Origin of the sequence: Cellulosimicrobium sp. E-16 (genome assembly GCF_049913115.1) — a bacterium.
Lineage (GTDB): Bacteria > Actinomycetota > Actinomycetes > Actinomycetales > Cellulomonadaceae > Cellulosimicrobium.
The window spans coordinates 1,931,975-1,957,779 of sequence record NZ_CP183974.1 but is presented as its reverse complement, the minus strand read 5'-3'; the positions used below and the strand labels follow the sequence as shown (position 1 = coordinate 1,957,779).

The 25,805-nt window shown below is 74.7% G+C and carries 24 protein-coding genes; 9 read left to right on the top strand and 15 right to left on the bottom strand.

Going from position 1 to position 25,805, the window contains the following annotated elements:
- Positions 1 to 157: 157 nt before the first annotated feature.
- From ACN9MS_RS08590 to ACN9MS_RS08580, 3 genes are all read right to left on the bottom strand, one after another.
- Positions 158 to 703 (bottom strand): CinA family protein, encoded by a 546-nt coding sequence (locus ACN9MS_RS08590; protein ID WP_426311536.1) that lies wholly within the window; start codon positions 701 to 703, stop codon positions 158 to 160.
- 5 nt (positions 704 to 708) lie between these two features.
- Positions 709 to 1,338 (bottom strand): CDP-diacylglycerol--glycerol-3-phosphate 3-phosphatidyltransferase, encoded by a 630-nt coding sequence (pgsA, locus tag ACN9MS_RS08585; protein ID WP_426311535.1) that lies wholly within the window; start codon positions 1,336 to 1,338, stop codon positions 709 to 711.
- A gap of 107 nt (positions 1,339 to 1,445) precedes the next feature.
- Positions 1,446 to 4,280 carry a DNA translocase FtsK 4TM domain-containing protein gene (locus tag ACN9MS_RS08580; RefSeq protein ID WP_426311534.1) on the bottom strand — a complete coding sequence of 945 codons (2,835 nt, stop codon included), beginning with the start codon at positions 4,278 to 4,280 and terminating at the stop codon, positions 1,446 to 1,448.
- A gap of 144 nt (positions 4,281 to 4,424) precedes the next feature.
- On the opposite strand from ACN9MS_RS08580, the gene ACN9MS_RS08575 reads away from it, so the two are divergent.
- On the top strand, positions 4,425 to 5,348 hold the full coding sequence (locus ACN9MS_RS08575) for an MBL fold metallo-hydrolase (RefSeq protein ID WP_426311533.1): 924 nt from the start codon (positions 4,425 to 4,427) through the stop codon (positions 5,346 to 5,348).
- Between the two features lie 70 nt (positions 5,349 to 5,418).
- Here ACN9MS_RS08575 and ACN9MS_RS08570 read toward each other — a convergent pair whose 3' ends face one another.
- Positions 5,419 to 5,784 (bottom strand): Imm51 family immunity protein, encoded by a 366-nt coding sequence (locus ACN9MS_RS08570; RefSeq protein ID WP_426311532.1) that lies wholly within the window; start codon positions 5,782 to 5,784, stop codon positions 5,419 to 5,421.
- A 79-nt stretch (positions 5,785 to 5,863) separates the two neighbouring features.
- Positions 5,864 to 6,274, bottom strand: coding sequence for a hypothetical protein (locus ACN9MS_RS08565; protein ID WP_426311531.1), 411 nt, complete (start codon positions 6,272 to 6,274; stop codon positions 5,864 to 5,866).
- 109 nt (positions 6,275 to 6,383) lie between these two features.
- Between ACN9MS_RS08565 and ACN9MS_RS08560 the strand changes: the two genes are divergently transcribed.
- The gene (locus ACN9MS_RS08560; protein WP_426311530.1) at positions 6,384 to 6,971 is read left to right on the top strand and encodes a TetR/AcrR family transcriptional regulator; all 588 of its coding nucleotides are present in this window, start codon (positions 6,384 to 6,386) and stop codon (positions 6,969 to 6,971) included.
- Positions 6,972 to 7,092: 121 nt separating this feature from the next.
- On the opposite strand, the gene ACN9MS_RS08555 is transcribed toward ACN9MS_RS08560, so the two are convergent.
- Positions 7,093 to 8,778, bottom strand: coding sequence for a ribonuclease J (locus ACN9MS_RS08555; protein WP_047234710.1), 1,686 nt, complete (start codon positions 8,776 to 8,778; stop codon positions 7,093 to 7,095).
- Between the two features lie 50 nt (positions 8,779 to 8,828).
- Complete coding sequence (dapA, locus tag ACN9MS_RS08550) at positions 8,829 to 9,773, bottom strand: 4-hydroxy-tetrahydrodipicolinate synthase (RefSeq protein ID WP_426311529.1); 945 nt, start codon at positions 9,771 to 9,773, stop codon at positions 8,829 to 8,831.
- A gap of 111 nt (positions 9,774 to 9,884) precedes the next feature.
- On the opposite strand from dapA, the gene ACN9MS_RS08545 reads away from it, so the two are divergent.
- The 6 genes from ACN9MS_RS08545 (at position 9,885) to ACN9MS_RS08520 (ending at position 14,363) form a co-directional block, all read left to right on the top strand.
- Positions 9,885 to 11,369: an NAD-dependent succinate-semialdehyde dehydrogenase gene (locus ACN9MS_RS08545; protein ID WP_426311528.1), complete on the top strand. Its 1,485-nt coding sequence runs from the start codon at positions 9,885 to 9,887 to the stop codon at positions 11,367 to 11,369.
- Between the two features lie 106 nt (positions 11,370 to 11,475).
- Positions 11,476 to 12,135: a TIGR00645 family protein gene (locus ACN9MS_RS08540; protein ID WP_378232459.1), complete on the top strand. Its 660-nt coding sequence runs from the start codon at positions 11,476 to 11,478 to the stop codon at positions 12,133 to 12,135.
- Positions 12,132 to 12,956: an AzlC family ABC transporter permease gene (locus ACN9MS_RS08535; RefSeq protein WP_426311527.1), complete on the top strand. Its 825-nt coding sequence runs from the start codon at positions 12,132 to 12,134 to the stop codon at positions 12,954 to 12,956. The genes ACN9MS_RS08540 and ACN9MS_RS08535 overlap by 4 nt, the downstream gene beginning before the upstream one ends.
- Positions 12,953 to 13,273, top strand: a complete 321-nt coding sequence (locus ACN9MS_RS08530) for an AzlD domain-containing protein (protein WP_264031477.1) — start codon at positions 12,953 to 12,955, stop codon at positions 13,271 to 13,273. The genes ACN9MS_RS08535 and ACN9MS_RS08530 overlap by 4 nt, the downstream gene beginning before the upstream one ends.
- A 42-nt stretch (positions 13,274 to 13,315) precedes the next feature.
- Positions 13,316 to 13,825 carry a GNAT family N-acetyltransferase gene (locus tag ACN9MS_RS08525; protein ID WP_426311526.1) on the top strand — a complete coding sequence of 170 codons (510 nt, stop codon included), beginning with the start codon at positions 13,316 to 13,318 and terminating at the stop codon, positions 13,823 to 13,825.
- Positions 13,826 to 13,904: 79 nt separating this feature from the next.
- Positions 13,905 to 14,363, top strand: coding sequence for a hypothetical protein (locus ACN9MS_RS08520; protein WP_426311525.1), 459 nt, complete (start codon positions 13,905 to 13,907; stop codon positions 14,361 to 14,363).
- Between the two features lie 73 nt (positions 14,364 to 14,436).
- On the opposite strand, the gene ACN9MS_RS08515 is transcribed toward ACN9MS_RS08520, so the two are convergent.
- The 8 genes from ACN9MS_RS08515 to ACN9MS_RS08480 all read right to left on the bottom strand — a co-directional run bounded on the left by ACN9MS_RS08515 (position 14,437) and on the right by ACN9MS_RS08480 (position 24,401).
- A complete protein-coding gene (locus ACN9MS_RS08515; RefSeq protein ID WP_426311865.1) occupies positions 14,437 to 14,889 on the bottom strand; it encodes a hypothetical protein in 453 nt (150 codons plus the stop codon).
- A gap of 65 nt (positions 14,890 to 14,954) precedes the next feature.
- Positions 14,955 to 15,677, bottom strand: coding sequence for a 4-hydroxy-tetrahydrodipicolinate reductase (gene dapB, locus ACN9MS_RS08510; protein ID WP_426311864.1), 723 nt, complete (start codon positions 15,675 to 15,677; stop codon positions 14,955 to 14,957).
- Between the two features lie 238 nt (positions 15,678 to 15,915).
- On the bottom strand, positions 15,916 to 17,247 hold the full coding sequence (locus tag ACN9MS_RS08505; protein ID WP_426311524.1) for a M16 family metallopeptidase: 1,332 nt from the start codon (positions 17,245 to 17,247) through the stop codon (positions 15,916 to 15,918).
- Position 17,248: 1 nt separating this feature from the next.
- Positions 17,249 to 19,474: a polyribonucleotide nucleotidyltransferase gene (locus ACN9MS_RS08500; protein WP_426311523.1), complete on the bottom strand. Its 2,226-nt coding sequence runs from the start codon at positions 19,472 to 19,474 to the stop codon at positions 17,249 to 17,251.
- A gap of 312 nt (positions 19,475 to 19,786) precedes the next feature.
- Positions 19,787 to 20,056, bottom strand: coding sequence for a 30S ribosomal protein S15 (rpsO, locus tag ACN9MS_RS08495; protein WP_021479897.1), 270 nt, complete (start codon positions 20,054 to 20,056; stop codon positions 19,787 to 19,789).
- A 181-nt stretch (positions 20,057 to 20,237) separates the two neighbouring features.
- On the bottom strand, positions 20,238 to 22,205 hold the full coding sequence (locus tag ACN9MS_RS08490; protein WP_426311522.1) for a peroxidase family protein: 1,968 nt from the start codon (positions 22,203 to 22,205) through the stop codon (positions 20,238 to 20,240).
- 238 nt (positions 22,206 to 22,443) lie between these two features.
- The gene (locus ACN9MS_RS08485; RefSeq protein ID WP_426311521.1) at positions 22,444 to 23,085 is read right to left on the bottom strand and encodes a LuxR C-terminal-related transcriptional regulator; all 642 of its coding nucleotides are present in this window, start codon (positions 23,083 to 23,085) and stop codon (positions 22,444 to 22,446) included.
- Positions 23,082 to 24,401, bottom strand: coding sequence for a sensor histidine kinase (locus ACN9MS_RS08480; protein ID WP_426311520.1), 1,320 nt, complete (start codon positions 24,399 to 24,401; stop codon positions 23,082 to 23,084). The genes ACN9MS_RS08485 and ACN9MS_RS08480 overlap by 4 nt, the downstream gene beginning before the upstream one ends.
- Before the next feature lie 218 nt (positions 24,402 to 24,619).
- Here ACN9MS_RS08480 and ACN9MS_RS08475 point away from each other — a divergent pair, with 218 nt between their 5' ends.
- The gene (locus ACN9MS_RS08475; protein ID WP_426311519.1) at positions 24,620 to 25,741 is read left to right on the top strand and encodes an ABC transporter permease; all 1,122 of its coding nucleotides are present in this window, start codon (positions 24,620 to 24,622) and stop codon (positions 25,739 to 25,741) included.
- Positions 25,742 to 25,805 lie beyond the last annotated feature (64 nt).

Sequence of the window (25,805 nt, the reverse complement as noted above, 5' to 3'; positions counted from 1 at the left end):
CGGTTGACGGTCCTGTTGGCGATCACGTGCTGTGCAACGTCCCGACGTGGGGCCTTGTTCCCGCGGCTGCCTGCCCGGCGAACCCCCCGCGGCACGTTCACGACCTCTCCACGCGCAGCAGCGGCGAGGGCGTCCGCCCGGACCGGGCGACCGCAGATCACCTGCCGATTTCACCCGGCCTGCCCTCGTCCGCGGCGGGTCCGTCGACCACCGCACGGGCGAGGTCGATCGCCGCCGCGACCGTCCCGGCGCGGACGGTCGCGCGCTCGCCGGCAAGGTGCAGCCGCCGCACGCGCGTCCCGCGCGGACCGCTCGCCGCGACGAACACCGTGCCCGGTGGCTGGCCGTCCTGCGGGTCCGGTCCCGCGACGCCCGTGGTCGCGACCCCGACGTCCGCACCGAGCACCTCCCGCACCCGTTCCGCCATCTGTCGCGCGACGTCCGGGTGGACGGCACCGTGGGCGGCGAGGAGGCCGCCGTCGACCCCGAGCACGGACTGCTTGACGTCCGTCGCGTAGGCGACGACCGCGCCGCGGAGCACGCGCGAGGCCCCGGGGACGTCGACGATCGTCGCGGAGAGCAGTCCCCCGGTGAGCGACTCGGCCGTCGCGAGCGTCCACCCCCGCGCCTCGAGCGTCGCGAGGAGGCCGACGACGTCCGGTCGCGCGGCCGAGGCCCCCGCCCCCACGGCGTCGCGCGCCACCCCGGTCACGATGCCGACGCGCCGTCCGGCGTCGCTCCGCGCTCGGCGAGGCGGGCCGCGCGGATCGCGTCGCGCCGCAGCCTCCAGCCCTGGTAGGCGTACTCGAGCCCCGTCACGACGGTGACGAGGATCGCCGCGGCGAGCACGACCCAGGCCACGACGCCGATCCACCCCGGCAGGTGCGACAGGGGCAGGAGGAAGAGCGTGATCGCGACGGTCTGGAGCACCGTCTTGAGCTTGCCGCCGCGCGACGCGGGCATGACCGCGTACTTGAGGACCGCGAACCGCAGGAGCGTGACGCCGAGCTCGCGCGCGAGCACGACCACGGGCACCCACCACGGCAGCTCGCCGAGCGGCCACGTGAGCAGGACGAGCGCGGTGCCGACGAGCAGCTTGTCCGCGATCGGGTCCAAGAGCTTGCCGAGGTCCGTGACGAGGTCGTACTTGCGCGCCAGGTAGCCGTCGAGCCGGTCCGACGTCGCGGCCAGCACGAAGATGCCCGTCGCGACGAGCCGCCAGGTGACGGACTCCCCGCCATCGACGAGGAGCGCCCACGCGAAGAACGGGACGAGCAGGATCCTCGCCATGGTGACGAGGTTCGCGGAGTTCCACGGCGAGGGGACGGCGGTGACCACGTGACCAGCCTAGGGGGTCCCCAGGGGTGCCCCGACCCTCGTCCGCCGCCGCGGCCGCGCGACGCCGTGCCGGTACCGCGCGGGTCCGGTGGGCACGCGGTGCGCGCTCAGCGCCAGCCCGACTCCACGTCGGCACCGTCGTGGTAGTCCGTCGCGACCGGCGGCATGTGCCCCTCGGTGCCCTCGCCGTAGTCGTGCCCCGCGCCGCCTCCCGGCGCCGCGGCGGGCGCGGGCGCCTGGCCGTCGAAGACGTCCTGCGCCGGCTCGCCACGGATCAGCGCGAGCGCCGACGGCAGCTCCTCCGGCGTCACGAGCACCTCGCGCGCCTTGGACCCCTCGGACGGCCCGACGATCTCGCGCGACTCGAGGAGGTCCATGAGGCGACCCGCCTTGGCGAAACCGACGCGCAGCTTGCGCTGGAGCATCGACGTCGAGCCGAACTGCGAGGTCACGACGAGCTCGGTCGCCTGGAGAAGCAGGTCGAGGTCGTCGCCGATGTCCTCGTCGACCTGCTTCTTCGCCGCGGTCTGCGTGACGTCCTCGCGGTAGACCGGCTTGAGCTGGCCCTTGACGTGCTCGACGACGGAGTGCACCTCGGACTCGGAGACCCACGCCCCCTGGACGCGCATGGGCTTCGCGGCGCCCATCGGGAGGAACAGCGCGTCACCCTGGCCGATGAGCTTCTCGGCGCCCGGCTGGTCGAGCACGACGCGCGAGTCCGCGAGCGAGGAGGTCGCGAACGCGAGCCGCGACGGCACGTTGGCCTTGATGAGGCCGGTGACGACGTCGACCGACGGTCGCTGCGTCGCGAGCACGAGGTGGATGCCCGCGGCGCGCGCGAGCTGCGTGATGCGCTGGATCGACGCCTCGACGTCGCGCGGGGCGACCATCATGAGGTCCGCGAGCTCGTCGACGACCACGAGCAGGTAGGGGTACGGCGCGATCTTGCGCTCGGAGCCCGGCAGCGGCTTGACCTTGCCCGAGCGCACGGCGGCGTTGAAGTCGTCGATGTGCTTGTACCCGAACGCGGCGAGGTCGTCGTACCGGGCGTCCATCTCCCGCACGACCCAGTCGAGGGCCTCGGCGGCCTTCTTCGGGTTGGTGATGATCGGCGTGATCAGGTGCGGGATGCCCTCGTAGATCGTCAGCTCGACGCGCTTGGGGTCCACGAGCACCAGGCGCACCTGCTCGGGCGTCGAGCGCATGAGGATCGACGTGATCATGGAGTTGATGAAGCTCGACTTGCCGGCGCCCGTCGCGCCCGCGACGAGGATGTGCGGCATCTTGGCGAGGTTCGCGACGACGTAGCCGCCCTCGACGTCCTTGCCCACACCCATGACCATGGGGTGCTCGGTCCGGCGCGCGGCCGACGAGCGGAGCACGTCGCCGAGCACGACCGTCTCGCGGTCGGTGTTGGGGATCTCGATGCCGATCGCCGACTTGCCGGGGATCGGCGCGAGGATGCGCACGTCCGCGCTCGCCACCGCGTAGGCGATGTTGTTCGAGAGCGACGTGATGCGCTCGACCTTGACCTTGGGGCCGACCTCGACCTCGTAGCGCGTGACCGTCGGGCCGCGCGTGAAGCCGGTGACCTTCGCGTCGACCTCGAACTGCTCGAACGTCTGGGTCAGCGCCTCGACGACGCGGTCGTTCGCGGCGGAGCGCACCTTGTGCGGCGCACCCTTGACGAGGGAGTCCTCGTTGGGCAGGAGGTAGACGGTGTCGCCCTCGAGCATCGGCTGCACGCCGCGCGGCAGGGGGCTGCTGGGCGGGGGCGGCGGCACGCTGCCCGCGCCGTCGCCGGGGGCGGGCGCGACGGCGCCCATCGCGGCGGCCGCGGTGTCCTGCGCGGTGCCCTGCCCGACGGCCGGCACGGCCTCGGTGGGCGCGGTGCCGGGCGCCGGGTCGTCCCCGCGGCGCTTCTTGCCCCGGCCGCGAGGGGCGTCCTCCTCGTAGTCGAGGAACGCCGCCGTCTCGAACGCCTCGTCGCCGGAGAACCCGCCCTCGGGCTTCTCGATCTCGGCGGCCTCCGCCGCCCGCTGCGCCTTGGTCTTCCGGGGCTTGCGCGGGCGACGACCCGCCGGCACGTCCGTGCCGTCGTGGCGCGAGACGCCCTCCGCGAGCGCGAGCCCGTCGGCGTCCAGCTCCTCGTCGTCAGCGCGGTGGTTGCCCGTGAGCACGTCGTAGAGGCCGCGCAGCCGGCTCGGGATCCGGTGCACCGGGGTCGCGGTGACGACGAGGAGCCCGAAGAAGCCGAGCAGCAGGAAGATGGGGACGGCGAACCAGGGCGTGAGCCCGGTGGTCACGGGCGTCGCGGCGAGGTAGCCGACGATGCCGCCCGCGTCCTGCACCGCCTCGAAGCCGTCGCGCGGCGCCGGGAGGTCCTCGGAGATGTGCACGAGCGAGCACACCGACACGACGATGAGGGTGAGCCCGATGGCGACGCGCGAGTTCGCCTGGGCGCGCTCGGGATGGCGCATGATGCGCACGGCGAGCCAGAGCAGCAGGACGGGCACCGCGACGCCCGCGAGCCCGAAGGTGCCGGCGACGACGCCGTGGACGACCAGGCCGAAGGTGCCCTGGATGCCCCACCACTCGCGGGCCGCGACGACGACCGCGAGGGCGATGAGGAAGAACGCGACGCCGTCGCGCCGGTGTGCCGGGTCCAGCTCTCTTGCTCCCTTTCCGATGGTGCGCACGAGCGCCCCGAGGCCGTGCGCGGCGCCGAGCCAGACCGCCCGCACCGCGCGGACGGGCCACGGCGGCCCCGACGCCGGGCGCCGGGCGGGCCGGCGCGTGCCGGCCGACGTGGACCGCCCCCGACCGGTGCCGGAGCGCGACGTGCCGCGGGCCGAGGACGAACCGCCGCGCGCCGAGGTGCGGGGCGCTGGCGTGCGGTTGCTCGCGGTCCGACGTGCCTGAGGGGACGTGCGGGTCGCCATAGTGGTCCTAACCTACCTGCGGGGGACGACACGGACGCGGACCCGGCGGCGCGTGTCCCGGGCGGGCTGGAGCAGCGCGGCCCACCACCCCACGGGCGACGACCCCTGATCGACGACCCGGGAGCGACGAGGACCGGAGGAACCGTGCACGACCCGACGCACGTCGAGCGCAGCGACGCACCGAGCGGTGGACCGAGCGAACCACCAGCCGACCCGGACCCCGTCGCCCCGCGCGGGGCCACCACCGTGCCGCGAGAGCGCGACCTCGTCGAGGTGGTCCCCGGGGTCTGGGTCGCGACGGCGGAGATCTGGACGACGACGTCGACCGTCGTCACCGCTCCGGACGGCCGGGCGCTGGTCGTGGACCCGGCCGTGACGGTCGCCGAGGTCGAGGGGCTCGCCGCCGCGGTCCGGGCGCGCGGCTGGCGCGTGACCGCCGGGTTCGCGACGCACCCGCACTGGGACCACGTGCTGTGGTCGCCCAGGCTCGGCGACGCGCCCCGCTGGGCGACGGAACGCACCGCCGAGGCGACGCAGCGGCGGCGGACCGCGGTCCTCACGTCGACCGAGGCCGCCGCGCCCGGCCACGACCCCGCGCTCGTGGGCGCGCTGACCCCGCTCCCCCGCGGCGCACGCCGTGTCCCCTGGCCCGGCGCCGCACCGACCGGCCCGAGGTCGGTGACCGTCGTCGAGCACGACGCCCACGCGCCGGGCCATGCCGCGCTCGTGGTGCGCACGCCGGACGGGAGCGTGCTCGTGGCGGGCGACATGCTCTCCGACGTCGAGGTACCGCTCGTCGACACCGACGCCCGCGACCCCGTCGCCGTCTACCGGGGTGCGCTCGACGCGCTCGAGCTCGCCGCGCGCGGCGTGGACGCGCTCGTCCCGGGTCACGGGAGCCCCGCCGTCGGCCGTGCCGCGGTCTCCGCACGGTTCGCGGCCGACCGTGCGTACCTCGACGCGCTGGGCGCCGCTCTCCGCGGCGGGACCGTGCCCGACGACCGCCGGCTCGCGGGCTACGTCGCCGAGTGGCACGACGCGCAGCTCGAGGCGCTGCGCTCGCGCTGAAGCCGCCCCGCCCCTCCCACGGACGGTGCGAGCCGCGACCCGGCGCGCGACCGACGCAGGCCGCCCGGGCTCAGTCGTCGAGCCCGAGCTCCACGGACCGGGCGAGCGCCGCGTCGAGGGCCTGCTCGTCGGTGACCAGGCGGTGCAGGTGCCGTGCCGCGGTGTGCAGCGCGCCGAGGTCCGACCCGTAGACGCTCACCATGCCGCCCTCGGGGTCGAACCCGACCGCGTCCAGGACGCTCGGCTCGTGGTCGGTCAGCGTGGCCCGGAGCGCGCCGGAGAAGTCGTACCCGGAACCCTCGATGCCGTGCCGCTCGAGGGCGCCCTTGTGCTGGTGCCACTCCGGACCGCCGGGCGAGTAGATGATGCTCCACCCCTGCGCCTGGGTCACGAGGTGGACGGGGTCGAGCGGGGCGAAGTCTTCGGCGTTCGTCATGCGGGAACCGTAGCGGCGACCACCCACGACGCCGCGGCGGACCTCCGGGGACGCCGACCGAGCCCGGGCCGTGCCGTCGTCACCCGAGGAAGAGCCCGATCGAGAGCGTCACGACGCCCGCCGCGAGGACCACGCCGCCGGCCGGGAGCAGCACGACGGCCCGGTTCGGCGCCTCGCGCCCCGCGCCCACGGCGGAGAGGAAGAACCCGGCGGGCAGCAGGATCGCGGCGACGAGCACCCCGGTGGCGGCGAGCCACCGCCAGAAGCCGGCGAGGTCGGTGGCCTCCGTGAGCAGCAGGCACAGGAGTCCCAGGATCACGAGAACGCCCGCGTGGGCGTGTCCCGCACGGAAGAACGACGTCTGGAAGCCGGTCGCCGGCACGCGCCGCGTGACGACCTTGACGAGGAACGCGCCGCCGGACTCGATGCCGACGACCGTGAGGAGGACGACGCCCGCGGTGATGCGGGCGGCGTCGGTGAGCTCGAGCACGGGACCTCCTGAGCTGGCGGGACACTCGGCGCACGGCACGCCGCGGGTTTACGAACACTGTTATAGAACAGCGTTCGCAAACCCGTGTCAAGCCCTCTAGACTCGTCGCGTGGCACGACCTCGACTGCACGACGACGCCCTGCGCGACCGCCTGCTCGACGTGGCGTCCCGCGCCATCTCCGAGCACGGCGAGGGTGCCGTGACGGTCCGCTCGGTGGCGACGGCCGCGGGGACGAGCCCGTCGGCCGTGTACGCGCTCTTCGGCAGCCGCGACGAGCTCGTGGCCGCCGTGTCGGCGGAGGGCTTCCGGCGGTTCGCGGCCCACCTGGCGGCCGTCGAGCGGACCGACGACCCGGGTGCCGACCTCGCCGCGCTCGGCGGCGCCTACCGGGGGTTCGCCCTCGCGGACCCGCACTTCTACGCCGTGATGTTCGCGCGCGGGGTCCGGCCCGGCGCGGACCGCCCGCGTGCCGTCGAGGAGGCGACGTTCCAGGTGCTGCGCGACGCGGTCGCACGGCTCGTGCCGGACGCGACGGCCGCCGACGACGTCGCGCTCGGCCTGTGGGGCCTCGTGCACGGCCTGGTCTCGCTCGAGCTCGCGGGCCTCGTCCCCGGCGGCGACGCGGATCGTGCCGCCCGCTACGGCGCGACGCTCGCCGCCGTCGGCCCCGGGCTGGTCCGGCGCAGCGGGACGTAGCGGGTCAGTCCGGTCCCGAGACGGAGAAGTGGCCCCTGCCAGACCGACGGCAGGGGCCACTTCTCACCTCTCGCGCCGCCGACGCCCCGAGGGGGGCCTCCGGCGCGTCCGACGTCGCGCGTCAGGCCTCGACGACCACCGGGACGATCATCGGGCGGCGCCGCAGGCGGTTGGAGACCCACCGCCCGATGACGCGGCGCATGACCTGCTGGAGCTGGTGCGTGTCGGTCGCGCCGCCGGCGATCGCGTCCTCGAGCGCCTTGACGACCTCCGGCTGGATGTCCTGGAACACCTTGTCGTCCTCGGCGAACCCGCGCGCGAGGATCTGCGGCCCGGCGAGCACCTTGCCGGTCGCGGAGTCCACGACGGCGAAGACGGACACGAAGCCCTCCTCGCCGAGGATGCGGCGGTCCTTGAGCTCGGCGTCGGTGATCTCGCCGACGCTCGACCCGTCGACGTACACGTAGCCGCACGGGACCGCACCGACGACCGACGCCTTGCCGTCGACGAGGTCGACGACGACGCCGTCCTCGGCGAGCACGACCCGGTCGGCGGGCACGCCCGTGCGGACCGCGAGCGCCCCGTTGGCGACGAGGTGGCGGACCTCGCCGTGCACGGGCATGACGTTCTTGGGCTTGAGCACGTTGTAGCAGTAGAGGAGCTCGCCCGCGCTCGCGTGCCCGGACACGTGCACCTTGGCGTTGCCGCCGTGCACGACCCTCGCGCCGAGACGCGTGAGCCCGTTGATGATCCGGAAGACGGCGTTCTCGTTGCCCGGGATGAGCGACGACGCGAGGATCACCGTGTCGCCGTGGCCGACCTGGACCTTGTGGTCGCCGTTGGCCATGCGTGACAGCGCCGCCATGGGCTCGCCCTGGGAACCGGTGCACATGAGCACGATCTCGTCGTCGCGCAGGGAGTCGACCTTCTTGAGGTCGATGAGCACGCCCTCGGGCACGTGGAGGTACCCGAGCTCGGCCGCGATGGTCATGTTGCGGACCATCGAGCGCCCGACGAGCGCGACGCGGCGACCGTGGTGGTGCGCGGCGTTGAGGACCTGCTGCACGCGGTGCACGTGCGAGGAGAACGACGCGACGATGATTCGCTTCTCGGAGGCGGCGAAGACGTTGTCGAGCACCGGGCCGATCTCGACCTCGGGGGTGACGAAGCCGGGCACCTCGGCGTTGGTCGAGTCGACCATGAACAGGTCGACGCCCTGCTCGCCGAGGCGTGCGAACGCCCGCAGGTCGGTGATGCGCCCGTCGAGCGGGAGCTGGTCCATCTTGAAGTCGCCCGTGTGCAGCACGGTCCCGGCGCCGGTCGTCACGGCGACCGCGAGCGCGTCGGGGATCGAGTGGTTGACCGCGACGAACTCGCAGCGGAACACGCCGAGCTGCTCGACCTGCCCCTCCTTGACCGCGAGGGTCACGGGCGAGATGCGGTGCTCCTTGAGCTTCGCCTCGACGAACGCGAGCGTGAGCTGCGACCCGACGAGCGGGATGTCGCGGCGCAGGCGCAGCAGGTACGGGACGGCCCCGATGTGGTCCTCGTGGCCGTGCGTGAGGACGATCGCCTCGATGTCGTCCAGCCGGTCCGCGATGTAGTCGAAGTCCGGGAGGATGAGGTCGACGCCGGGCTGGTTGTCCTCGGGGAAGAGGACGCCGCAGTCGATGACGAGCAGACGCCCGTCGTACTCGAGGACGGCCATGTTGCGGCCGACCTCCCCGAGCCCGCCGAGGGCGACGATGCGCAGCCCTCCGGTGGGGAGCTCGGGAGGCAGGGAGAGTTCGGGGTGGGGATGGCTCACGGGGCCTCCTGTCGTGGCTGAGCCGGGGGTTTCGAGGGCTCCTGCCCTCGCTAGTTCGTGGGTGCGGCGGCGCCCGCCGCGGTGGTCGCGCCGGCGAGCACGCCCGCGGCGACCAGGGCGTCGCGCACGAGCGCGACGTCGTCCTCGGTCGCCGCGACGTTCGGCAGGCGCAGGAAGCGGTTGTCGGTGACGCCGAGCAGCTCGACGGCGGCCTTGGCCATCACGGCCTGGAAGCCCGCACCGTTGAGCGCGTCGATGACGGGCGTCGTGGTGAGGAAGACCTCGAGCGCGCCCGCGTGGTCGCCCGCGTCGAAGTGGCGCACGACCTCGGCGAACGGCCCGGCCACCGCGTGCCCTGAGACGGAGACGATGCCGGCCGCGCCGTGCGCGAGGAACGGCAGCAGCAGGCCGTCGTCGCCGCTGTAGAACGCGAGACCGGTCGCGGCGGCGAGCTTGGCAGCGGCGTACACGTCGCCCGTCGCGTCCTTGCTCGCGACGACCCGGTCGTGCGCCGCGAGCCGCGCGTACGTCGCGGGCGCGATCCGCACGCCCGTGCGTCCGGGGACGTCGTACAGCATCACGGGCAGGTCGGTCGCGTCGGCGATCGCCGTCACGTGCCGGTACACGCCCTCCTGGCTGGGGCGCGAGTAGTAGGGCGAGACGACGAGGAGCCCGTCGGCCCCTGCCTCGGCCGCCTGCTCCGCCATGCGCAGGGCGTGGTCGGTGTCGTTGGACCCGGCACCGGCGACGACCGCCGCGCGGTCGCCGACCGCGTCCACGACGACGCGCACGAGGTCCAGCTTCTCCGGCGCGTGCGTCGTGGGCGACTCGCCCGTCGTGCCGCTCAGCACCAGGCCGTCGTTCCCGTCGTCCACCAGGCGCTTCGCGAGCCGGGCCGCCGCCGCGAGGTCGACGGCGCCGTCGGGCGTCATCGGGGTGACCATGGCGGTGAGGACGGCACCGAACGGGCGCGCGGGGGTGGCGGGAAGGACCATGTGCACAAACTACCGTGCGGCGCGTCCCCGCACCGCGCCCGTCCAGGCCCGGGGCCGTGCCCGACCACCGCCCGGGTGCGCCCCCGCGACCCCGAGGGCGATACTCGGAGCATGTCCCGCCCCGCCTCGACGTCGAACCTCTCCCCCGCGCTCGTCGCGCACGTGCCCACAGGGTTGCTCGTCGACGGCCACTGGGGCCCCGCCCAGGGCGGTCGCACGTTCGAGGTCGAGGACCCGGCGACCGAGGAGTCGCTCTTCGACGTCGCCGACGCGAGCCCCGCCGACGCCCTGCGCGCCCTCGACGCCGCGCACCGGGCGGCGCCCGCGTGGCGCGCGACGCCCCCGCGGGAGCGCGGCGAGGTGCTGCGCGCCGTCTACGACCGGGTCGTCGCTCGGGCCGACGACGTCGCCGCGCTCATCACCGCCGAGTGCGGCAAGCCGCTCGCGGAGGCGCGCGCCGAGGTGCTCTACGGCGCCGACTTCCTGCGCTGGTACGCCGAGCAGGCGGTGCGGGCCGAGGGCCTCGCCCGCACGGCACCGGCCGGGGGCAACCGGCAGCTCGTCTTCCGCCGGCCCGTGGGCCCCGCCCTGCTCGTCACGCCGTGGAACTTCCCCATCGCGATGGCGACGCGCAAGATCGGCCCGGCGCTCGCGGCCGGCTGCACCGTCGTGATCAAGCCGGCGCGACTCACGCCGCTCACGACGGCGCTCGTGGCCGAGGTCATCCGGTCCGAGCTCGCCGACCGCGGGCTGCCGACCGGCGTCGTCAACGTCGTCCCGTCCTCGCGCGCCGCGGACGTCACCGGGCCCCTCCTCGCCGACGAGCGCCTGCGCAAGCTGTCGTTCACGGGCTCGACGGCCGTCGGGCGCACGCTCCTCGAGAAGTCCGCGCCCCAGGTGCTGCGCACCTCGATGGAGCTCGGCGGCAACGCGCCGTTCCTCGTGTTCGCCGACGCCGACCTCGACGCCGCCGTCGAGGGCGCGCTCGTCGCGAAGCTGCGCAACGCGGGCCAGTCGTGCGTCGCCGCCAACCGCTTCCTCGTCCACGACGCCGTCGCGCGCGAGTTCGCCCAGCGGCTCGCCGCCGCGTTCGAGGGCCTGCGCGTCGGCCCGGGCGCGCAGGACGGGACGCAGGTCGGCCCGCTCATCGAGGCGAAGGCCGTGGACAAGGTCGCCGAGCTCGTCGACGCGGCGTCCGACGGCGGCGCCCAGGTGCTCACGGGCGCCGACCGGCCGCGGACCACGGGGTACTTCTACGGGCCGACGGTCCTGTCCGGCGTCGACCCCGACGCGCGCGTCGTCACCGAGGAGATCTTCGGGCCCGTGGCGCCCGTGGTCGCGTTCGGCGACGACGACGAGGGCCTCGCGCTCGCGAACGCCACCGAGTACGGGCTCGCCGCCTACGCGTACACCACGTCGCTCGACCGCGCCGTGCGCGTGTCCGAGGAGGTCGAGGCCGGGATGATCGGCATCAACCGCGGCCTGGTGTCCGACGCGAGCGCACCGTTCGGCGGGGTGAAGCAGTCCGGCCTCGGTCGCGAGGGCGGCGAGGCGGGCCTCGAGGAGTACCTCGAGACGGTCTACGTCGCGCTCTGACGCCCGCCGCTCGTGGTGCTGCGGGCGTGATCGGCCTCGTCGGGCCGTCACCCGGCGTTGGTAGCCTGACGCTCCCCTGCCACCGACTCCCGGAGAGCCCACGCCCGTGCCCTCGTCGCCCGCGTCGACCATCAGCCCGAACGTCCCCTCGCCCAGCGCCCGCGTCACGACCGTCGGGTACATGATCTTCGCGTCCCGCTGGCTCCAGGCACCGCTCTACTTCGGCCTCATCGTGGCCCAGGTCGTCTACGTCTGGCAGTTCCTCAAGGAGCTGTGGCACCTCATCGTCGGCGGGTTCACCGGCGAGCACACTGTCGAGGACCCCGCGACGCACGAGATGGTCTCGCACGCGTTCGGCGCCGAGGAGATCATGCTCGCCGTCCTCGGGCTCGTCGACGTCGTCATGATCTCCAACCTGCTCATCATGGTCATCGTCGGCGGTTACGAGACGTTCGTGTCGCGCATCCGGCTCGACGGCCACCCGGACCAGCCCGAGTGGCTGAGCCACGTCAACGCGAACGTGCTCAAGACCAAGCTCGCGATGTCGATCATCGGGATCTCCTCGATCCACCTGCTGCGCACTTTCATCGAGTCGTCCACGGGCCGGATCACGGGCGACGTCATGATGTGGCAGGTGATCATCCACCTCGCGTTCGTCGTCTCGGCCCTCGCGCTCGCGGCGATCGACCGCATGTCCCTCACCGCGCACCAGCGCGCCGCCAACGCCGCCGCGGCGGGCGAGGGCCCGGCCGACCCGCACGCATGAGCCGGCCCGACGATGTCCCGCGCCCCGACGCCGAGCCCGACGCCCCCGCGTCGCTCGACGCCGAGGTGGAGGACGCCGTCGAGCACGCGGTCGAGGACGAGGTCCGCGCCGCGGTCCGCCAGGCCGTCTCGGTGTCCGTCGCGACGGGGCTGTACGGCATCTCGTTCGGGGCGCTGTCGGTGGTCGCAGGGCTCGACGTGGCGCAGACCATGGCGCTGAGCCTGCTCATGTTCTCGGGCGGGTCGCAGTTCGCGCTCATCGGCGTGGTCGGCGCGGGTGGCGCGCCGACCGCCGCGATCGCCACCGCGGGCTTCCTCGGGGTCCGCAACGCCCTGTACGGGGCGCAGCTCGGCCCGCTGCTCGCGCTGCGCTCGTGGCACAAGGTCGTCGCGGCGCAGTTCACGATCGACGAGTCGACCGCGGTCGCGACCGCCCAGCGCTCGCGCCGCGCCGTCCGGGCGGGGTTCTGGTGGACCGGCGTCGGCATCTTCGTGCTGTGGAACGCCATGACGCTGGTCGGGGCGCTCGCCGGCGACGCGCTCGGCGACCCGCGCGCGTGGGGGCTCGACGCCGCCGCGGCGGCCGCGTTCCTGGCCCTCCTGTGGCCCCGCCTCGCGGCGCGCGCGATGCAGCTCACCGCGGCGGCGGCCGTCCTCGTCGCGGTCCTGCTCATCCCGGTCGCGCCGGGCGGCGTCCCGGTGCTCGCCGCGGCCGCCGTCGCGATCGTCATCGGGCAGGTGGACGCGCGGCGCCGGCGCGGCACGTCGAGCGGTTCGTCGGCACCGTCCGCCGACGGGCACCCCGGGAAGGAGTCGTCGTGACGTCAGCGACCGTCTGGGTCGTCGTGCTGGTCGCGTCCGCCGTGTGCTTCGCGCTCAAGCTCGCCGGGCACCTCGTGCCCGAGCACTGGCTCGCCGACGAGCGCGTCGCGCGCACGGCGGCGCTCGTGACCGCCGCGCTCCTCGCCGCGCTCGTCGCGGTGCAGACGGTCGGCGACGGTCAGGCCCTGGTCGTCGACGCGCGCCTGCCCGCGCTCGGCGTGGCGGCCGTCGCCCTCGCGCTGCGCGCCCCGTTCATCGTCGTCGTGGTCCTCGCCGCGGCCACGGCCGCCGGCCTGCGCGCCCTGGGCTGGGGCTGACCGTCGGCCCGAGGCGTGGCCCACGTCTCGTAGGGTGACCCCGTGAGCCTCTTCCGCGAGACCGCCGACGTCTCCGTCCGCCCCGCCGTGCCCGGAGACGACGTCGCGATGACCGCGATCCAGGTCGGGGCCTGGCGCTCGTCCCACGCGGAGATCCTCGGGGCGGACGTGCTCGACGCGCTCGACACCGTGCGGATGCGCGAGCAGTGGGCCGCCGCGATCTCGTCCCCGCCCGGACCGGGGTTCGGCGTGCTCGTCGCGTGCGTGGGCGCCGACGTCGTCGGGTTCGCCGCCGTGGCGCCCGGGCAGGTCCTCGCGCTCGAGGTCGAGCCGCGGCACCAGCGCGGCGGGCACGGGTCGCGACTGCTCTCCGCCGCGGTCGACCGGCTGCGCCGGGACGGCGCGGAGGAGGTCGTCACGTGGGTGCTCGACGGCGACACGGCGCGCGAGACGTTCCTCGCGGGGGCCGGGCTCGGGCCCGACGGGCGGACCCGGACGCTCGCGACCGGGGTGCGCGACGTCGTCGAACGCCGCTGGGCTGCCGAGATCTGAGTCTCGCGCGACCGTTCGTCACGCAGCCGTGACACCCTCGTGACCCGTTCGCACGCGTGACCTGCGAGGATCGACCGCCATGGGCATCCTCACCGACTACTTCTCCGCACCCGACGACGCGCAGGCCGGGAGCGCGGCGCGTACGGGCCCCAGCAGCCCCGACCCGCTGACGAACCAGCCGGTGTTCCCCACGGTCGAGCTCAAGGGCATCGACCCGTTCGTCGTGCTGGGCACGCTCGCGGGCCTGCTCACCGACAGACCGTACGCCGAGGCCAAGACCGACCCCCGGCACGGCTCGCTCGTCGCGACCGCCGGCGACGAAGGGCCGTGGGTCGTGGCGGTCACCGACGAGCTCGTGACCGCGCTCGCCGCGACGACCCCGAACGCCCTCGACGCCGTCGCGGTCCGCTGGGCCGCCACCGAGGAGCTCGAGGGGTCGGACCCCGCCGACCTCGCCGACGCGCTGCGACGGCTCGCCGAGCTGTGCGTCCGCGCCGACGACGCGGGCCACCGGCTCTACTGCTGGACCAGCCTCTGACGGGCCGAGGTGTTCCACCGGGCGTGAGGTCGTCCTCGAGGCGAGCTACGTCGTGCGGGGTGGAGCACCTCGGTCAGCGACGGGAACGGTAGAGCGACGCGGCCTTGCGCAGCGCCTCGCGCGCACGCCTGCGGTCGCGCGCCGCGTCGTACGCGAACGCCAGGTGGTACCACGCCTCCCAGCTCTGGGGGTCGGCGTCGACCGCGTCGCGGTAGGGGCCGAACGCCACGTCGGCGGCGTCCCGGTCGATGCGCCCGCCGGGCGAGCGCGGGAGGTCGTCGACCGGCAGCCGGCCCTGGGCGGCGAGGTCGTCGGCCATGCGCTGCACGGTGCCGGCGAGCAGGAACTCACGGCCGACCAGGCCCACCACGAGCAGGGGCAGGACGAGCACGCCCGCACCGATCACCATCGCGACCGGCTCGCCCGTGCCGATGAGCGCGGCCGCGCGGCCGGCCACCTGCCACACGTACAGCGCGAGCAGGAGCGTGACGAGGACCGCGCCGAGGATCGCCTTCCAGGGACGCACGGCGCGCGCCCGCCCCCCGACGCCGCGGCCGTCGTCCTCGGGGCGGACGGGACCGTCGGGCGCGCTCACGACAGGTCCAGCACGTTCTCGAGCCCGACGGTCAGCCCCGGTCGGCCGACGACCTCGCGGACGGCGAGCAGGACGCCCGGCATGAACGAGACGCGGTCGAACGAGTCCTGCCGGATGACGAGCTGCTCGCCCGCGTTGCCGAACAGGATCTCCTCGTGCGCGACGAGGCCGCGCAGGCGCACCGCGTGCACGCGCACGCCGTCGACGTCCGCTCCGCGCGCTTCCCAGCCGGTCTCCGTCGCGTCGGGGCTCGGCGCGACGCCCGCGTCGGCGCGTGCCGCGGCGATCGCCGCCGCGGTGTGCCGCGCGGTGCCGGACGGCGCGTCGACCTTGTCCGGGTGGTGGAGCTCGATCACCTCGGCCGACTCGAAGTACCGCGCGGCCTTGGCGGCGAACGTCATCGCGAGGACGGCGGACAGGCCGAAGTTGGGCGCGATGAGCACGCCGAGCCCGGGTACGCCGGCCGCGGCGGCGCGGCCGAGGTGCGCGACGACGCGCCCGCGGCTCTCCTCCGTCCAGCCCGTGGTCCCGACGACGGCGTGCACGCCCGCGTCGATCAGCGCGTGGACGTTCGCCTCGGTCGCGGACGGGACGGTGAAGTCGACGGCGACGTCCGCGCCGCCGAGCGTCGCGGCCGCGACCTCGTCGCCCGCGTCGAGGCGCGCGACGAGCTCGAGGTCCGCCGCGCCGTCGACGGCGGCGCAGACGGTCGCGCCCATGCGCCCGGCGGCGCCCAGGACGGCGACCCGCAGCGGGCGACCGGGCTCCCTGCCGGGGGCGGTCGGGGCGGGATCGGGCGCGGGGATGCTCTGCTCGCTCACGCCCGTCACCCTATCGCCGGTGCGCGGGGCGACCGGCGCCACGTCCGCCCCACCGGGCAGTGGGTCTGCCCACAGCACGACGGCGGCCGCCCTCCGCGAGGAGGACGGCCGCCGCGAGAGGCCGTGGGAGGCGGGGTCAGGCGCCGAACGGTCCGACGCGCACGACGGACCGCGGCCGCGAGGCGAGCTCGCCGGCCAGCTTCTGCACGTCGTCGGCCGTGACCGAGCGGACCGCGTCGAGCGACTCCTCGACGCTCAGGAGCTCGCCGTAGACGAGCTCGGCCTTGCCGAGCCGGCTCATGCGCGAGCCGGAGTCCTCGAGCCCGAGCACCATGCCGCCGGAGAGCTGACCGATGCTGCGGTCGAGCTCCGCGCCGGTGATGCCGTCGTCCGAGAGGCGGTCGAGCTCCGCGTGGAGCAGGGCCGTGACCTCGTCGACCTTCGACGGCGCGCACCCGGCGTAGAGGCCGAAGGTGCCGATGCCACCGTGGCCGGACGCGAACGAGTACGTCGAGTACGCGAGGCCGCGCTTCTCGCGGATCTCCTGGAACAGGCGCGAGCTCATACCGCCGCCCAGCACCGCGCTGAGCACGGAGAGCGTGAACCGGCGGTCGTCGGTCGCGGACAGGCCCGTGCCGCCGATGACGACGTTCGCCTGCTCCACGGCCCGGTGCACCGACAGCTCGACGCCCGCCGTCCCGACGCCCGCGAGGGCGGGGTCGGCCGGGTCGCGCCGCGCGCGCGGCGCGCTGCCCGCGTCGAGCGACCATCCGCCGTCGTGCAGCGCCTGGCCCACCTGGGCGACCAGCGTGTCGTGGTCGACGCCGCCCGCCGCCGCGACGACGAGCGTCTCGGGGCGGTAGTGCCAGCGGTAGTGCTCCCAGACGGCGTCGCGCGGGACCGCGTTGATCGTGTCCGGGGTGCCGCCGATGGGGCGGCCGAGCGCGTGCCCGCCGAGCACTGCGGACGCGAACTCCTCGTGCACGACGTCCGAGGGGTCGTCGTCGTTCATGGCGAGCTCTTCGAGGATCACGCCGCGCTCGGTCTCGAGCTCGTCGGGGTCCAGGCGTGCCGACGTCACCATGTCGGCGATGACGTCGACCGCCATGGGCAGGTCGGCGTCGAGCACGCGCGCGTAGTAGCACGTGTGCTCCTTGCCGGTCGCGGCGTTGGCCTCGCCGCCGACGGCGTCGAACGCCTCGGCGATGTCCATCGCCGAGCGGCGCGCGGTGCCCTTGAACAGCAGGTGCTCGAGGAAGTGCGTCGAGCCGAAGTGGCCGTCGGTCTCGTCGCGCGAGCCGACGCCGACCCACGCGCCCATCGTCGCCGAGCGCAGGCCCGGCATGGACTCGGTGAGCACGCGGACCCCGCCGGGCAGGACGGACCGACGGATCGTCGCGCCGTCCTGCCCGGCGGTCAGCTCGGCCCCGGCGTCACCCGCCGGGACGAGCGGGAGGTCCCAGGGCACGTCAGGCGTCCGCGCCCTCGGTCGCGGGAGCGTCGGCCGGAGCCTCCTCCTCGACCACGGCGTGCAGCGAGAGCTTGCCGCGCGGGTCGATCTCGCCGATCTCGACCTGGACCTTCTGGCCGATGGACAGCACGTCCTCGACGTTCTCGACGCGCTTGCCGCCCACGAGCTTGCGGATCTGGCTGATGTGCAGCAGACCGTCCTTGCCCGGGGAGAGCGAGATGAACGCGCCGAACGACGTCGTCTTGACGACCGTGCCGACGAAGCGCTCGCCGATCTCCGGGACGTGCGGGTTGGCGATCGCGTTGATCGCCGCGCGGGCGGCCTCGGCCGACGGGCCGTCGACGGCGCCGATGTACACGGTGCCGTCGTCCTCGATGGAGATGTCCGCGCCCGTCTCCTCCTGGATCTGGTTGATCATCTTGCCCTTGGGGCCGATGACCTCGCCGATCTTGTCGACCGGCACCTTCACGGAGATGACGCGCGGGGCGTTCGGGGACATCTCGTCGGGCACGTCGATGGCCTCGGCGAGCACGTCGAGGATCGTCAGGCGCGCGTCGCGCGCCTGGGTCAGCGCACCGGCGAGCACCGAGGCGGGGATGCCGTCGAGCTTGGTGTCGAGCTGGATGGCCGTGACGAACTCGCGGGTGCCGGCGACCTTGAAGTCCATGTCGCCGAACGCGTCCTCGGCCCCGAGGATGTCGGTGAGCGCCGCGTAACGGGTCTCACCGTCGACCGTGTCGGAGATGAGGCCCATCGCGATGCCCGCGACGGGGGCGCGCAGCGGCACGCCCGCATTGAGGAGCGAGAGCGTCGAGGCGCACACGGAGCCCATGGACGTCGAGCCGTTGGAGCCGAGGGCCTCGGACACCTGGCGGATCGCGTAGGGGAACTCCTCGCGGCTCGGCAGCACCGGCACGAGCGCACGCTCGGCGAGCGCGCCGTGACCGATCTCGCGGCGCTTCGGGCTGCCGACACGGCCGGTCTCGCCGGTCGAGTACGGCGGGAAGTTGTAGTTGTGCATGTAGCGCTTGCGCGTCTCCGGACCGAGCGAGTCGATCTGCTGCTCCATGCGGAGCATGTTCAGCGTCGTGACGCCCATGATCTGGGTCTCGCCACGCTCGAAGAGCGCGGAGCCGTGCACGCGCGGCAGCACCTCGACCTCGGCCGACAGGGTACGGATGTCCGCGAGGCCCCGGCCGTCGATCCGCACGCCGTCGGTGAGCACGCGCTGGCGCACGAGCTTCTTCTGGAGCGAGCGGTACGCGGCGGAGAGCTCCTTCTCGCGGCCGTCGAACCCGGCCTGGAGCTTGCCCACCATCTCGTTCTTGATCTCGTCGAGACGGTTCTCACGGTCCTGCTTGTCCGCGATGGCGAGCGCCTCGCGCAGGTCCGTCGCGACCTCGGCCTCGACCGCGGCGAACGCGTCGTCCTGGTAGTCCAGGAAGACCGGGTACTCCTTGACGGGCTTCGCCGCCTGCGCCGCGAGCGCCGACTGCGCGTCGCACAGCGCCTTGATGAACGGCTTGGCCGCCTCGATGCCCTCCGCGACGACCTCCTCGGTCGGGGCGGCCACGCCCTCGTCCTTGACGAGGCCCCAGGCGCCGTCGGTCGCCTCGGCCTCGATCATCGCGATCGCGACGTCGTCGCCGACGACGCGGCCGGCCACGACCATGTCGAAGACCGCGCGCTCCTTGTCGGAGTACTTGGGGAACGCGACCCACTGGCCGTCGACCAGCGCGATGCGGACCGCGCCGACCGGGCCGGAGAACGGCAGGCCGGAGATCTGGGTCGACGCCGACGCGGCGTTGATCGCGAGCGTGTCGTACGCGTCGTCCGGGTGGAGCGCGAGGACCGTGATGACGACCTGGACCTCGTTGCGCAGGCCCTTGACGAAGAGCGGGCGCAGCGGGCGGTCGATGAGGCGGCACGCGAGGATCGCGTCCGTCGAGGGACGACCCTCGCGGCGGAAGAACGAGCCGGGGATGCGGCCCGCGGCGTACATGCGCTCCTCGACGTCGACCGTCAGGGGGAAGAAGTCGAACTGCTCCTTCGGGTGCTTGCCGGCCGTCGTGGCCGACAGGAGCATGGTCTCGTCGTCGAGGTACGCGACGACGGAGCCGGCGGCCTGACGGGCGAGGCGCCCGGTCTCGAACCGGACGGTGCGGGTGCCGAAGCGACCGTTGTCGATCGTGGCCTCGGCGAACTGGATCTCGGGACCCTCCACGGGTGCCCTCCCTTTCTCGAAGCGCCGCCCGGGTAGCCCTGTCGAGGGTTCCGGTCCGCGCCCCGGCGCGTGGCGCAGGGGCTCCGGTCGCACTCGACGCTCGGCGGTCTTCGATCGAGGTCCACGGCGGTTCCCGCACCGGCGTCGTCCGAGGACGGTGCCGTGGGGGTCCGTGGGCCACTACCGAGGACCGAACGAGAGGCCGGCGGCGCGGTGGGTGGTGTGCGGCTGGGTGGTGCTCAGCCGGGGTGTGACGGGTACATCACACCAGACCAGCCCGGTCCCCGCAGGGACCGGGCTGGCGGTGTCGTGTCAGCGACGCAGACCGAGGCGCTCGATGAGGCTCCGGTAGCGGTTGATGTCGACCTTCTGCAGGTAGCCGAGCAGGCGACGGCGCTGGCCGACGAGGAGGAGCAGACCACGACGGCTGTGGTGGTCGTGCTTGTGCTCCTTGAGGTGCTCGGTGAGGTCCTTGATGCGCTGCGTGAGGAGCGCGACCTGGACCTCGGGCGAACCGGTGTCGCCCTCGCTCGTCGCGTACTCGGTCATGATGCGCTGCTTCGTGGCAGTGTCGAGCGGCACGGTTCTCCTTCGGGTTCGTTGCGCGGTGCGCCGGGGACGGTTCTCCCGGGCTCTCTGGATCCGCGGCCGGTCAGACGGCGCATCCATCGTACCAGCGCGCGGCCGCACCGCCGGCGACGGCCGGTGCGGTCGTCGTTCGAGCGCACCTCCGCCGACGGCGCGGCCGCACCGGCCGCAGCGCTCAGGCCCCGTCGTGCCCGGCCGTCCCGTCGCCGCGGAACCGGCCCGCCGCGTCGGGCAGCACGCCCGCGAACCGGAGCAGGTCCGGCAGGGTGAGGACGAAGGACCCGTCCTCGAAGTGCACGCCCTGCGCCGGCGTCCAGTGGTTGCTCGCCCGGACGTACGACGTGTCGTCCTGGCGCAGCAGGTACACGAACGTCTCTGCGAGCACGCGGCTGCCGACCTCGCCGAGGAAGCTCCCGTTGCCCTGGAGCTCGGCCTCCTTGAGGACGTAGTACCACAGCGGGGTGCCGCCGTGGTCACCGTCCCGCAGGGCAGCGAGCGCCTGCTTCACGTCGTCGCCGGCCCGGTCCTCGAGCTGGGCCGGGGTGAGCGGGGTGACGCCGAGCGCCGTGGCGACGGCCTCGCCCGTGGGCAGCGCGAGCATGTAGCCGCGGAGCAGGTTGCGCTGCGCGAGCTGCTTCTGCAGCGCGCTGGCGACGAGCTGGGCCTGCGTGTGCGCGGGCGGCTCGGGCGGCAGGTTCCCCTCCTTGACGAGGTCGCCGAGGCTCGGTGCGAGGAACGTGTCGATCTTCTCCGCAGCCCGGAACGGTGAGGGGTCGCCCTTGTCCACGAACCGGGCCCACTCGATCGGCCAGTTGGACGGCAGCGCGGGGTCGCCCCCCGGCCCGGGGCGCAGGCTGCCGCCGTTGCCCGTGAACTGGAAGAGCTGGACCAGGCTCGCGTTCCGGGGCGGCGGCCCGGTGAAGTTGACGTTGTAGTCGTACGAGTCCCGGATCATCGAGTGCCCGAACCGGAACGCCGCGACGGCGAACTCGAGGGGCATCGAGACCGGGTACCGGGGCCGGAAGAACGACGTGTCGCGCAGGAGCGTCGCGTCGAGCACCCCCGGCTTGGTGAGGGTGCGCAGGTAGTCGTTGACCACGAGCCACTGGTAGTGCCAGCGCACGAGCTGGCTCGCACGCTCGAAGACGCCGCGCTCCCCGCCGGCGTGCCGCGTCCACGGCTCGAAGTCGTCCACCCAGTCCACGACGGCGTTGTGGAAGCGGATCATCGCGAGGTGGAACTGGGCGACGACGAGGTTCTCGTCGTTGCGCCCGTCCGGGACGAGCGGTGCGCCCTGCTCGTCGCGCGGCAGGTCGCGCTGGGCGTCGCCGCCGGGCTCGACGAGCGAGAACGACGGCCCGCCCGGGATCACGAGCGGCTCCGTGGAGATGCGCCCGAGCCGGAGCTTGGCGGACTCCGGGACGTAGGACGCCTCGCTGCGGGTGGTCCGGTAGCCGCGCTCCCCCGCGAACACCGGGCCGCTCCCGTAGAGCGAGTCGAGGTTGAGCGCGGGGTGCCGCCCGTTGTGGAGCGAGCGCACGACGACGCGCGGGGCGAAGACCTGGAACGGGACGGCGTCGACGTCACCGAGCGCCTGGTCGCCGTCGCGGCCGGCCGTCGTGTCCGGGCCGTTGGTGTTGAGCGTGATGTCGTGGTCGATGAACTGGCCCCAGTACGTGTACACCGCCGGGACGTGGGAGTTGAGGTCGCGCGGCGGCTGCCCGGGCGGCGCGACCGGCCGGGCGACCATGGACGCTCCGAGCGCCTTGAGCGCCTCGACGGTGCCCGTCGTCGCGCCGTCGCCGACCGGCAGGTGGAACGCCGGGAAGCTCTCCGCGAGCTCCGGGAACAGGTAGTCGAACGCGGTCGTGGAGTCGTAGCGGTGGAGCTCGTGGTCCCGGGCGACCGCGGCCTCGGCCGCGGGCAGGAGCGGGGCGTTCGACTCCGCGGGGTCCACGTCCGTGTGCGCGTCCGTGTCGAGCACGGCGTCGTCGGGTGCGACGGCCGCGCCGTGACCGACGCTCCGGACGGTCCGGCCGACCGGGGTGGACGCCTGGTCGACCGCGTCGGGGGCGACGTCGTCGACCACCGTCTCGGCGATGGCGTCGGCGCCGGGTGGCGCCGCGTGCTGCTGAGCCTCCATGGCTCTGCCTCTCTCTGGGAGGTCGTCGTGCGGCCCGCGCGGCGGGCCACCGAGCGCCCCCGCGGGCGGCTCGCGCTCGCGCAGGGGCGTGTGCGACCGCCCCCTGGACTGCGGCCCGGGGATCTCGCGGCCGCGACGGACGCCGTGCACGACGGCGCCGCTCACCCGGAGGGAGGGAGCGCACCCGGTCCCGTGACACGTCGCGGGCGCCGACGGACGCACCGCCCGTCGGCGCCCGCTACCCGCGCAGGAGGCCCCGCCGTCGGGCCTCGGCGACCGCCGCGGTGCGCGAGGGCGCGCCGAGCTTGTCGTAGACGTGCACGAGGTGCGTCTTGACGGTCGCGCGCGACAGGAACAGCTCGCGCGCGATCTCGTCGTTGGTGCGTCCCTCGGCGACGAGGGCGAGCACCTCGAGCTCGCGCGCGGTGAGCGCCGTGCCGGGGCTCCGCAGGCGGCCGAGGAGCCGTCGCTGGACCGCGGGGCCGAGCGCGACCTCGCCCGCCGCGGCGGCGCGCACGGCGGCCACGAGCTCGTGCGTCGGGGCATCCTTGAGGAGGTAGCCGCGCGCGCCCGCCTCGACCGCCGCGAGGATGTCGGCGTCGGCGTCGTAGGTCGTCACGACGAGCACGGCCGGGCCGTCGGTCGCGACGATCTCCCGGACCGCGTCGACACCCCCGAGCCGGCCGGGGCCGAACTGCAGGTCGAGCAGGACGACGTCGGCGCGCAGCCCGCCGCGGAGGCGCGAGAGGAGCTCCTCGGCCGAGCCGACCTCGGCGACGACGCGCACGTCCGGCTCGGCCTCGAGCACCGCGCGCAGTCCTGTGCGCACGACCGGGTGGTCGTCCGCGAGCACGACGTCGACGACGCTCGGACCGGTCATCGCCCCTCCTCGTCCTCGGCGGGTGCGAGCGGCACCCAGGCAGCGACCGCCGTGCCCGCGCCCGGCGCGGACTCCACGGACAGCGTGCCGCCGAGCTCCGCGAGCCGCGCGCGCATGGCGACGAGGCCGAACCCTCCCGCGGTCCCGCCCGGCTGGTCCTCGGACGGCTCGGCGAGGCCGTCCGGGTCGAAGCCGCGACCGTCGTCGACCACGTCGAGGGCGACCGCCTCCTCCCCCGGCGCCGCGCCCGCCAGGAAGCTCAGCGTGACCGCGACGCGCGACGCGTCCGCGTGCCGCTCGACGTTGGCGAGCGCCGACTGGGCGACGCGCAGCAGGGCGGCCTCGACCTCCGTCGGCAGCGCCACCGCGTCGCCGCTCACCTGCACGACCACGTCCGGCCCGCCGCCGACCGCGTGCCCGGAGGCGCTGGCCGCGGTGCGGGCCGCGGTGCGGCGCAGCGCGTCGACGAGGTTCGAGGACGCGAGGTCGGCGGGTGCGAGCGCGCGCACGACGCGGCGCGCCTCCGCGAGGTTGTGCCGAGCGACGTCCCGCGTCTGCTCGACGTACCCGCGCGCGGTGGCCACGTCGCCGTCGTCGAGCGCGGTCTGCGCGGCGCGCAGGAGCAGCTCGGCCGAGGAGAAGCCTTGGGCGAGCGTGTCGTGGATCTCGCGCGCGAGCCGTTCCCGCTCGCCCGCGACGGCGCGCTCACGCTCGGCCGTCGCGAGCTCGTCGCGCGCGCGGACCAGCTCGTCGAGCGTGCGCTGGCGCTCCTGCGACTCCCGCACGACCGCCTCGAGCGCGAGCACGACGACGACCGCGACGGCCCCGCCGATCGCGGGACCCAGCACGAACGCCACCGCGACGTTCGCCGTGTACGCGACCATGACCGCGATCACGAGGAGCACGATCACGCCGACGGCGACCGAGCCGCGACGTGGGCCGAGCACGTGCATCGCGACGAACATCAGCGGGAACGCGACCCATACCGCCGTGACCGAGGCCAGGCACAGCGAGACCCACAGCACGACCAGGCCGGTCACCCACGCGCCCGCGGGCCACCAGGCGCCCCGGGGCGCCCGCACGTCCACCGGCAGCCGCAGGCGGCGTCGGCCGAGGGCGTAGAGCGCGAGGAGCGCGACGCCCAGCACGAGGGCGACGACTCCGCGCACCGCGGCCGCCGTGGCGAGAGCCCCGGCGAGGGCGAGCACGAGCAGGCCGAACAGGAGGACGTCCAGGCCGCGCCGCAACCACCGCGTGGCGGCCGGGACCGCGCGACCGCCGGGTACGGCGGGGGTCGGGGGCGCGGCCGGGGTCACGCCGTCACCCTAGCGACGCCGCCACCGGCCGGCATCGTCCGAACGGTCGATGCGCGGCTCCACCCCGTGGCGGCGCAGGACCGACCGCGTCGGCGATCCGGGGCGGGCCGCTCCGCGGGACCGTGGACGGGACGCCGGGACGCCCGCGGCGCGCGACCGGATCGCGCTCGCCGCGCCGCGGCCCGGCACCCGTACCCACCCACCAGGAGGTCTTTCGCGTGTTCCTCGCCCTGCGCGACCTGCGCCACGCCCGCGGGCGCTTCGCGCTCATGATCACGGTCGTCGCGCTCATCACGTTCCTCGTCGCGTTCCTCGCGGCGCTCACCGCCGGTCTCGGCCGAGCGAGCACGTCGGCCGTGACGGAGCTGCCCGTCGACCGCCTCGCCTTCGCACCACCGGCCGAGGGCGCGTCGCCAACCTTCACCGAGTCCGAGGTCACGTCCGCCCAGCAGGAGGGGTGGGCCGACGTCCCCGGTGTCCGGACCGCGGAGCCGCTCGGCGTCGCGACCGTGCGCGCGTCCGGCGAGAGCACGGCCGCCGTCACCGCGTTCGGCGTCCGGCCGGGCTCGGGACTGGTGCCAGGTGCGGGCGACGGGGGCGCGGACGTCTCCGCCGGGACGGTCGTGCTCTCGCGCGGCGCCGCCGACGCCCTGGGCGCGGACGTCGGCGACCAGGTCGGAGCCGGACCGCTCGACCTGCACGTCGCCGCGGTCGAGGACGTCGAGGCCGACTTCGCCCACACGCCCGTCGTGTGGGTCTCCCTCGACGACTGGCAGGCGGTCGGCGCGCGCGGCGGCGCCGCCGCGGGCGACGCGCAGGACGGCCCGACCGCGACCGTCGTCGCGCTCCGGTTCGGCGACGACCCGCCGGCGGCGGACGCGCTCGCCGCGGCCGACGCGGAGCTCGGGACGGTCACGGCGACGCCGCGCGAGGCACGCTCGGCCATCTCCTCGTTCACCGCCGAGAACCTCTCGCTGACCCTCATGCAGGTGTTCCTCCTCGCCATCTCCGCGCTCGTCGTCGGCGCGTTCTTCACGGTCTGGACCATCCAGCGCGCCGGAGACGTCGCCGTGCTGCGGGCGCTGGGCGCCTCGACCCGCTATCTCCTGCGTGACGCGATCGGCCAGGCCGCCGTCGTGCTCGGCGTGGGCGTCGGGCTCGGCACGGCGCTCGCGGCCGGGGCGGGTCTGCTCGCGGCGCGCGTCATGCCGGTCGTGGTCGACCTCTCGACGACGCTCGTCCCCGCCGTCGTGCTCGTCGCGCTCGGCGGCCTCGGGGCGGTGCTCGCGGTGACGCGCGTCGCGCGCGTGGACCCGCACGCCGCCCTCGCCGCGCGCTGACCGGCGTCCGGCCTCGTCCCCACCCGACCGCCTCCCCGACATCCCTCACCCGAGACCCCCCAGG

Excerpts from the sequence above, each read along its gene's own strand:
- ACN9MS_RS08580 (WP_426311534.1), bottom strand. The coding sequence starts at position 4,280 with ATGGCGACCCGCACGTCCCCTCAGGCACGTCGGACCGCGAGCAACCGC.
- ACN9MS_RS08520 (WP_426311525.1), top strand. The coding sequence starts at position 13,905 with ATGGGCATCCTCACCGACTACTTCTCCGCACCCGACGACGCGCAGGCC.
- ACN9MS_RS08485 (WP_426311521.1), bottom strand. The coding sequence starts at position 23,085 with ATGACCGGTCCGAGCGTCGTCGACGTCGTGCTCGCGGACGACCACCCG.
- ACN9MS_RS08490 (WP_426311522.1), bottom strand. The coding sequence starts at position 22,205 with ATGGAGGCTCAGCAGCACGCGGCGCCACCCGGCGCCGACGCCATCGCC.
- ACN9MS_RS08535 (WP_426311527.1), top strand. The coding sequence starts at position 12,132 with ATGAGCCGGCCCGACGATGTCCCGCGCCCCGACGCCGAGCCCGACGCC.
- ACN9MS_RS08570 (WP_426311532.1), bottom strand. The coding sequence starts at position 5,784 with ATGACGAACGCCGAAGACTTCGCCCCGCTCGACCCCGTCCACCTCGTG.
- ACN9MS_RS08545 (WP_426311528.1), top strand. The coding sequence starts at position 9,885 with ATGTCCCGCCCCGCCTCGACGTCGAACCTCTCCCCCGCGCTCGTCGCG.
- dapA (WP_426311529.1), bottom strand. The coding sequence starts at position 9,773 with ATGGTCCTTCCCGCCACCCCCGCGCGCCCGTTCGGTGCCGTCCTCACC.
- dapB (WP_426311864.1), bottom strand. The coding sequence starts at position 15,677 with ATGGGCGCGACCGTCTGCGCCGCCGTCGACGGCGCGGCGGACCTCGAG.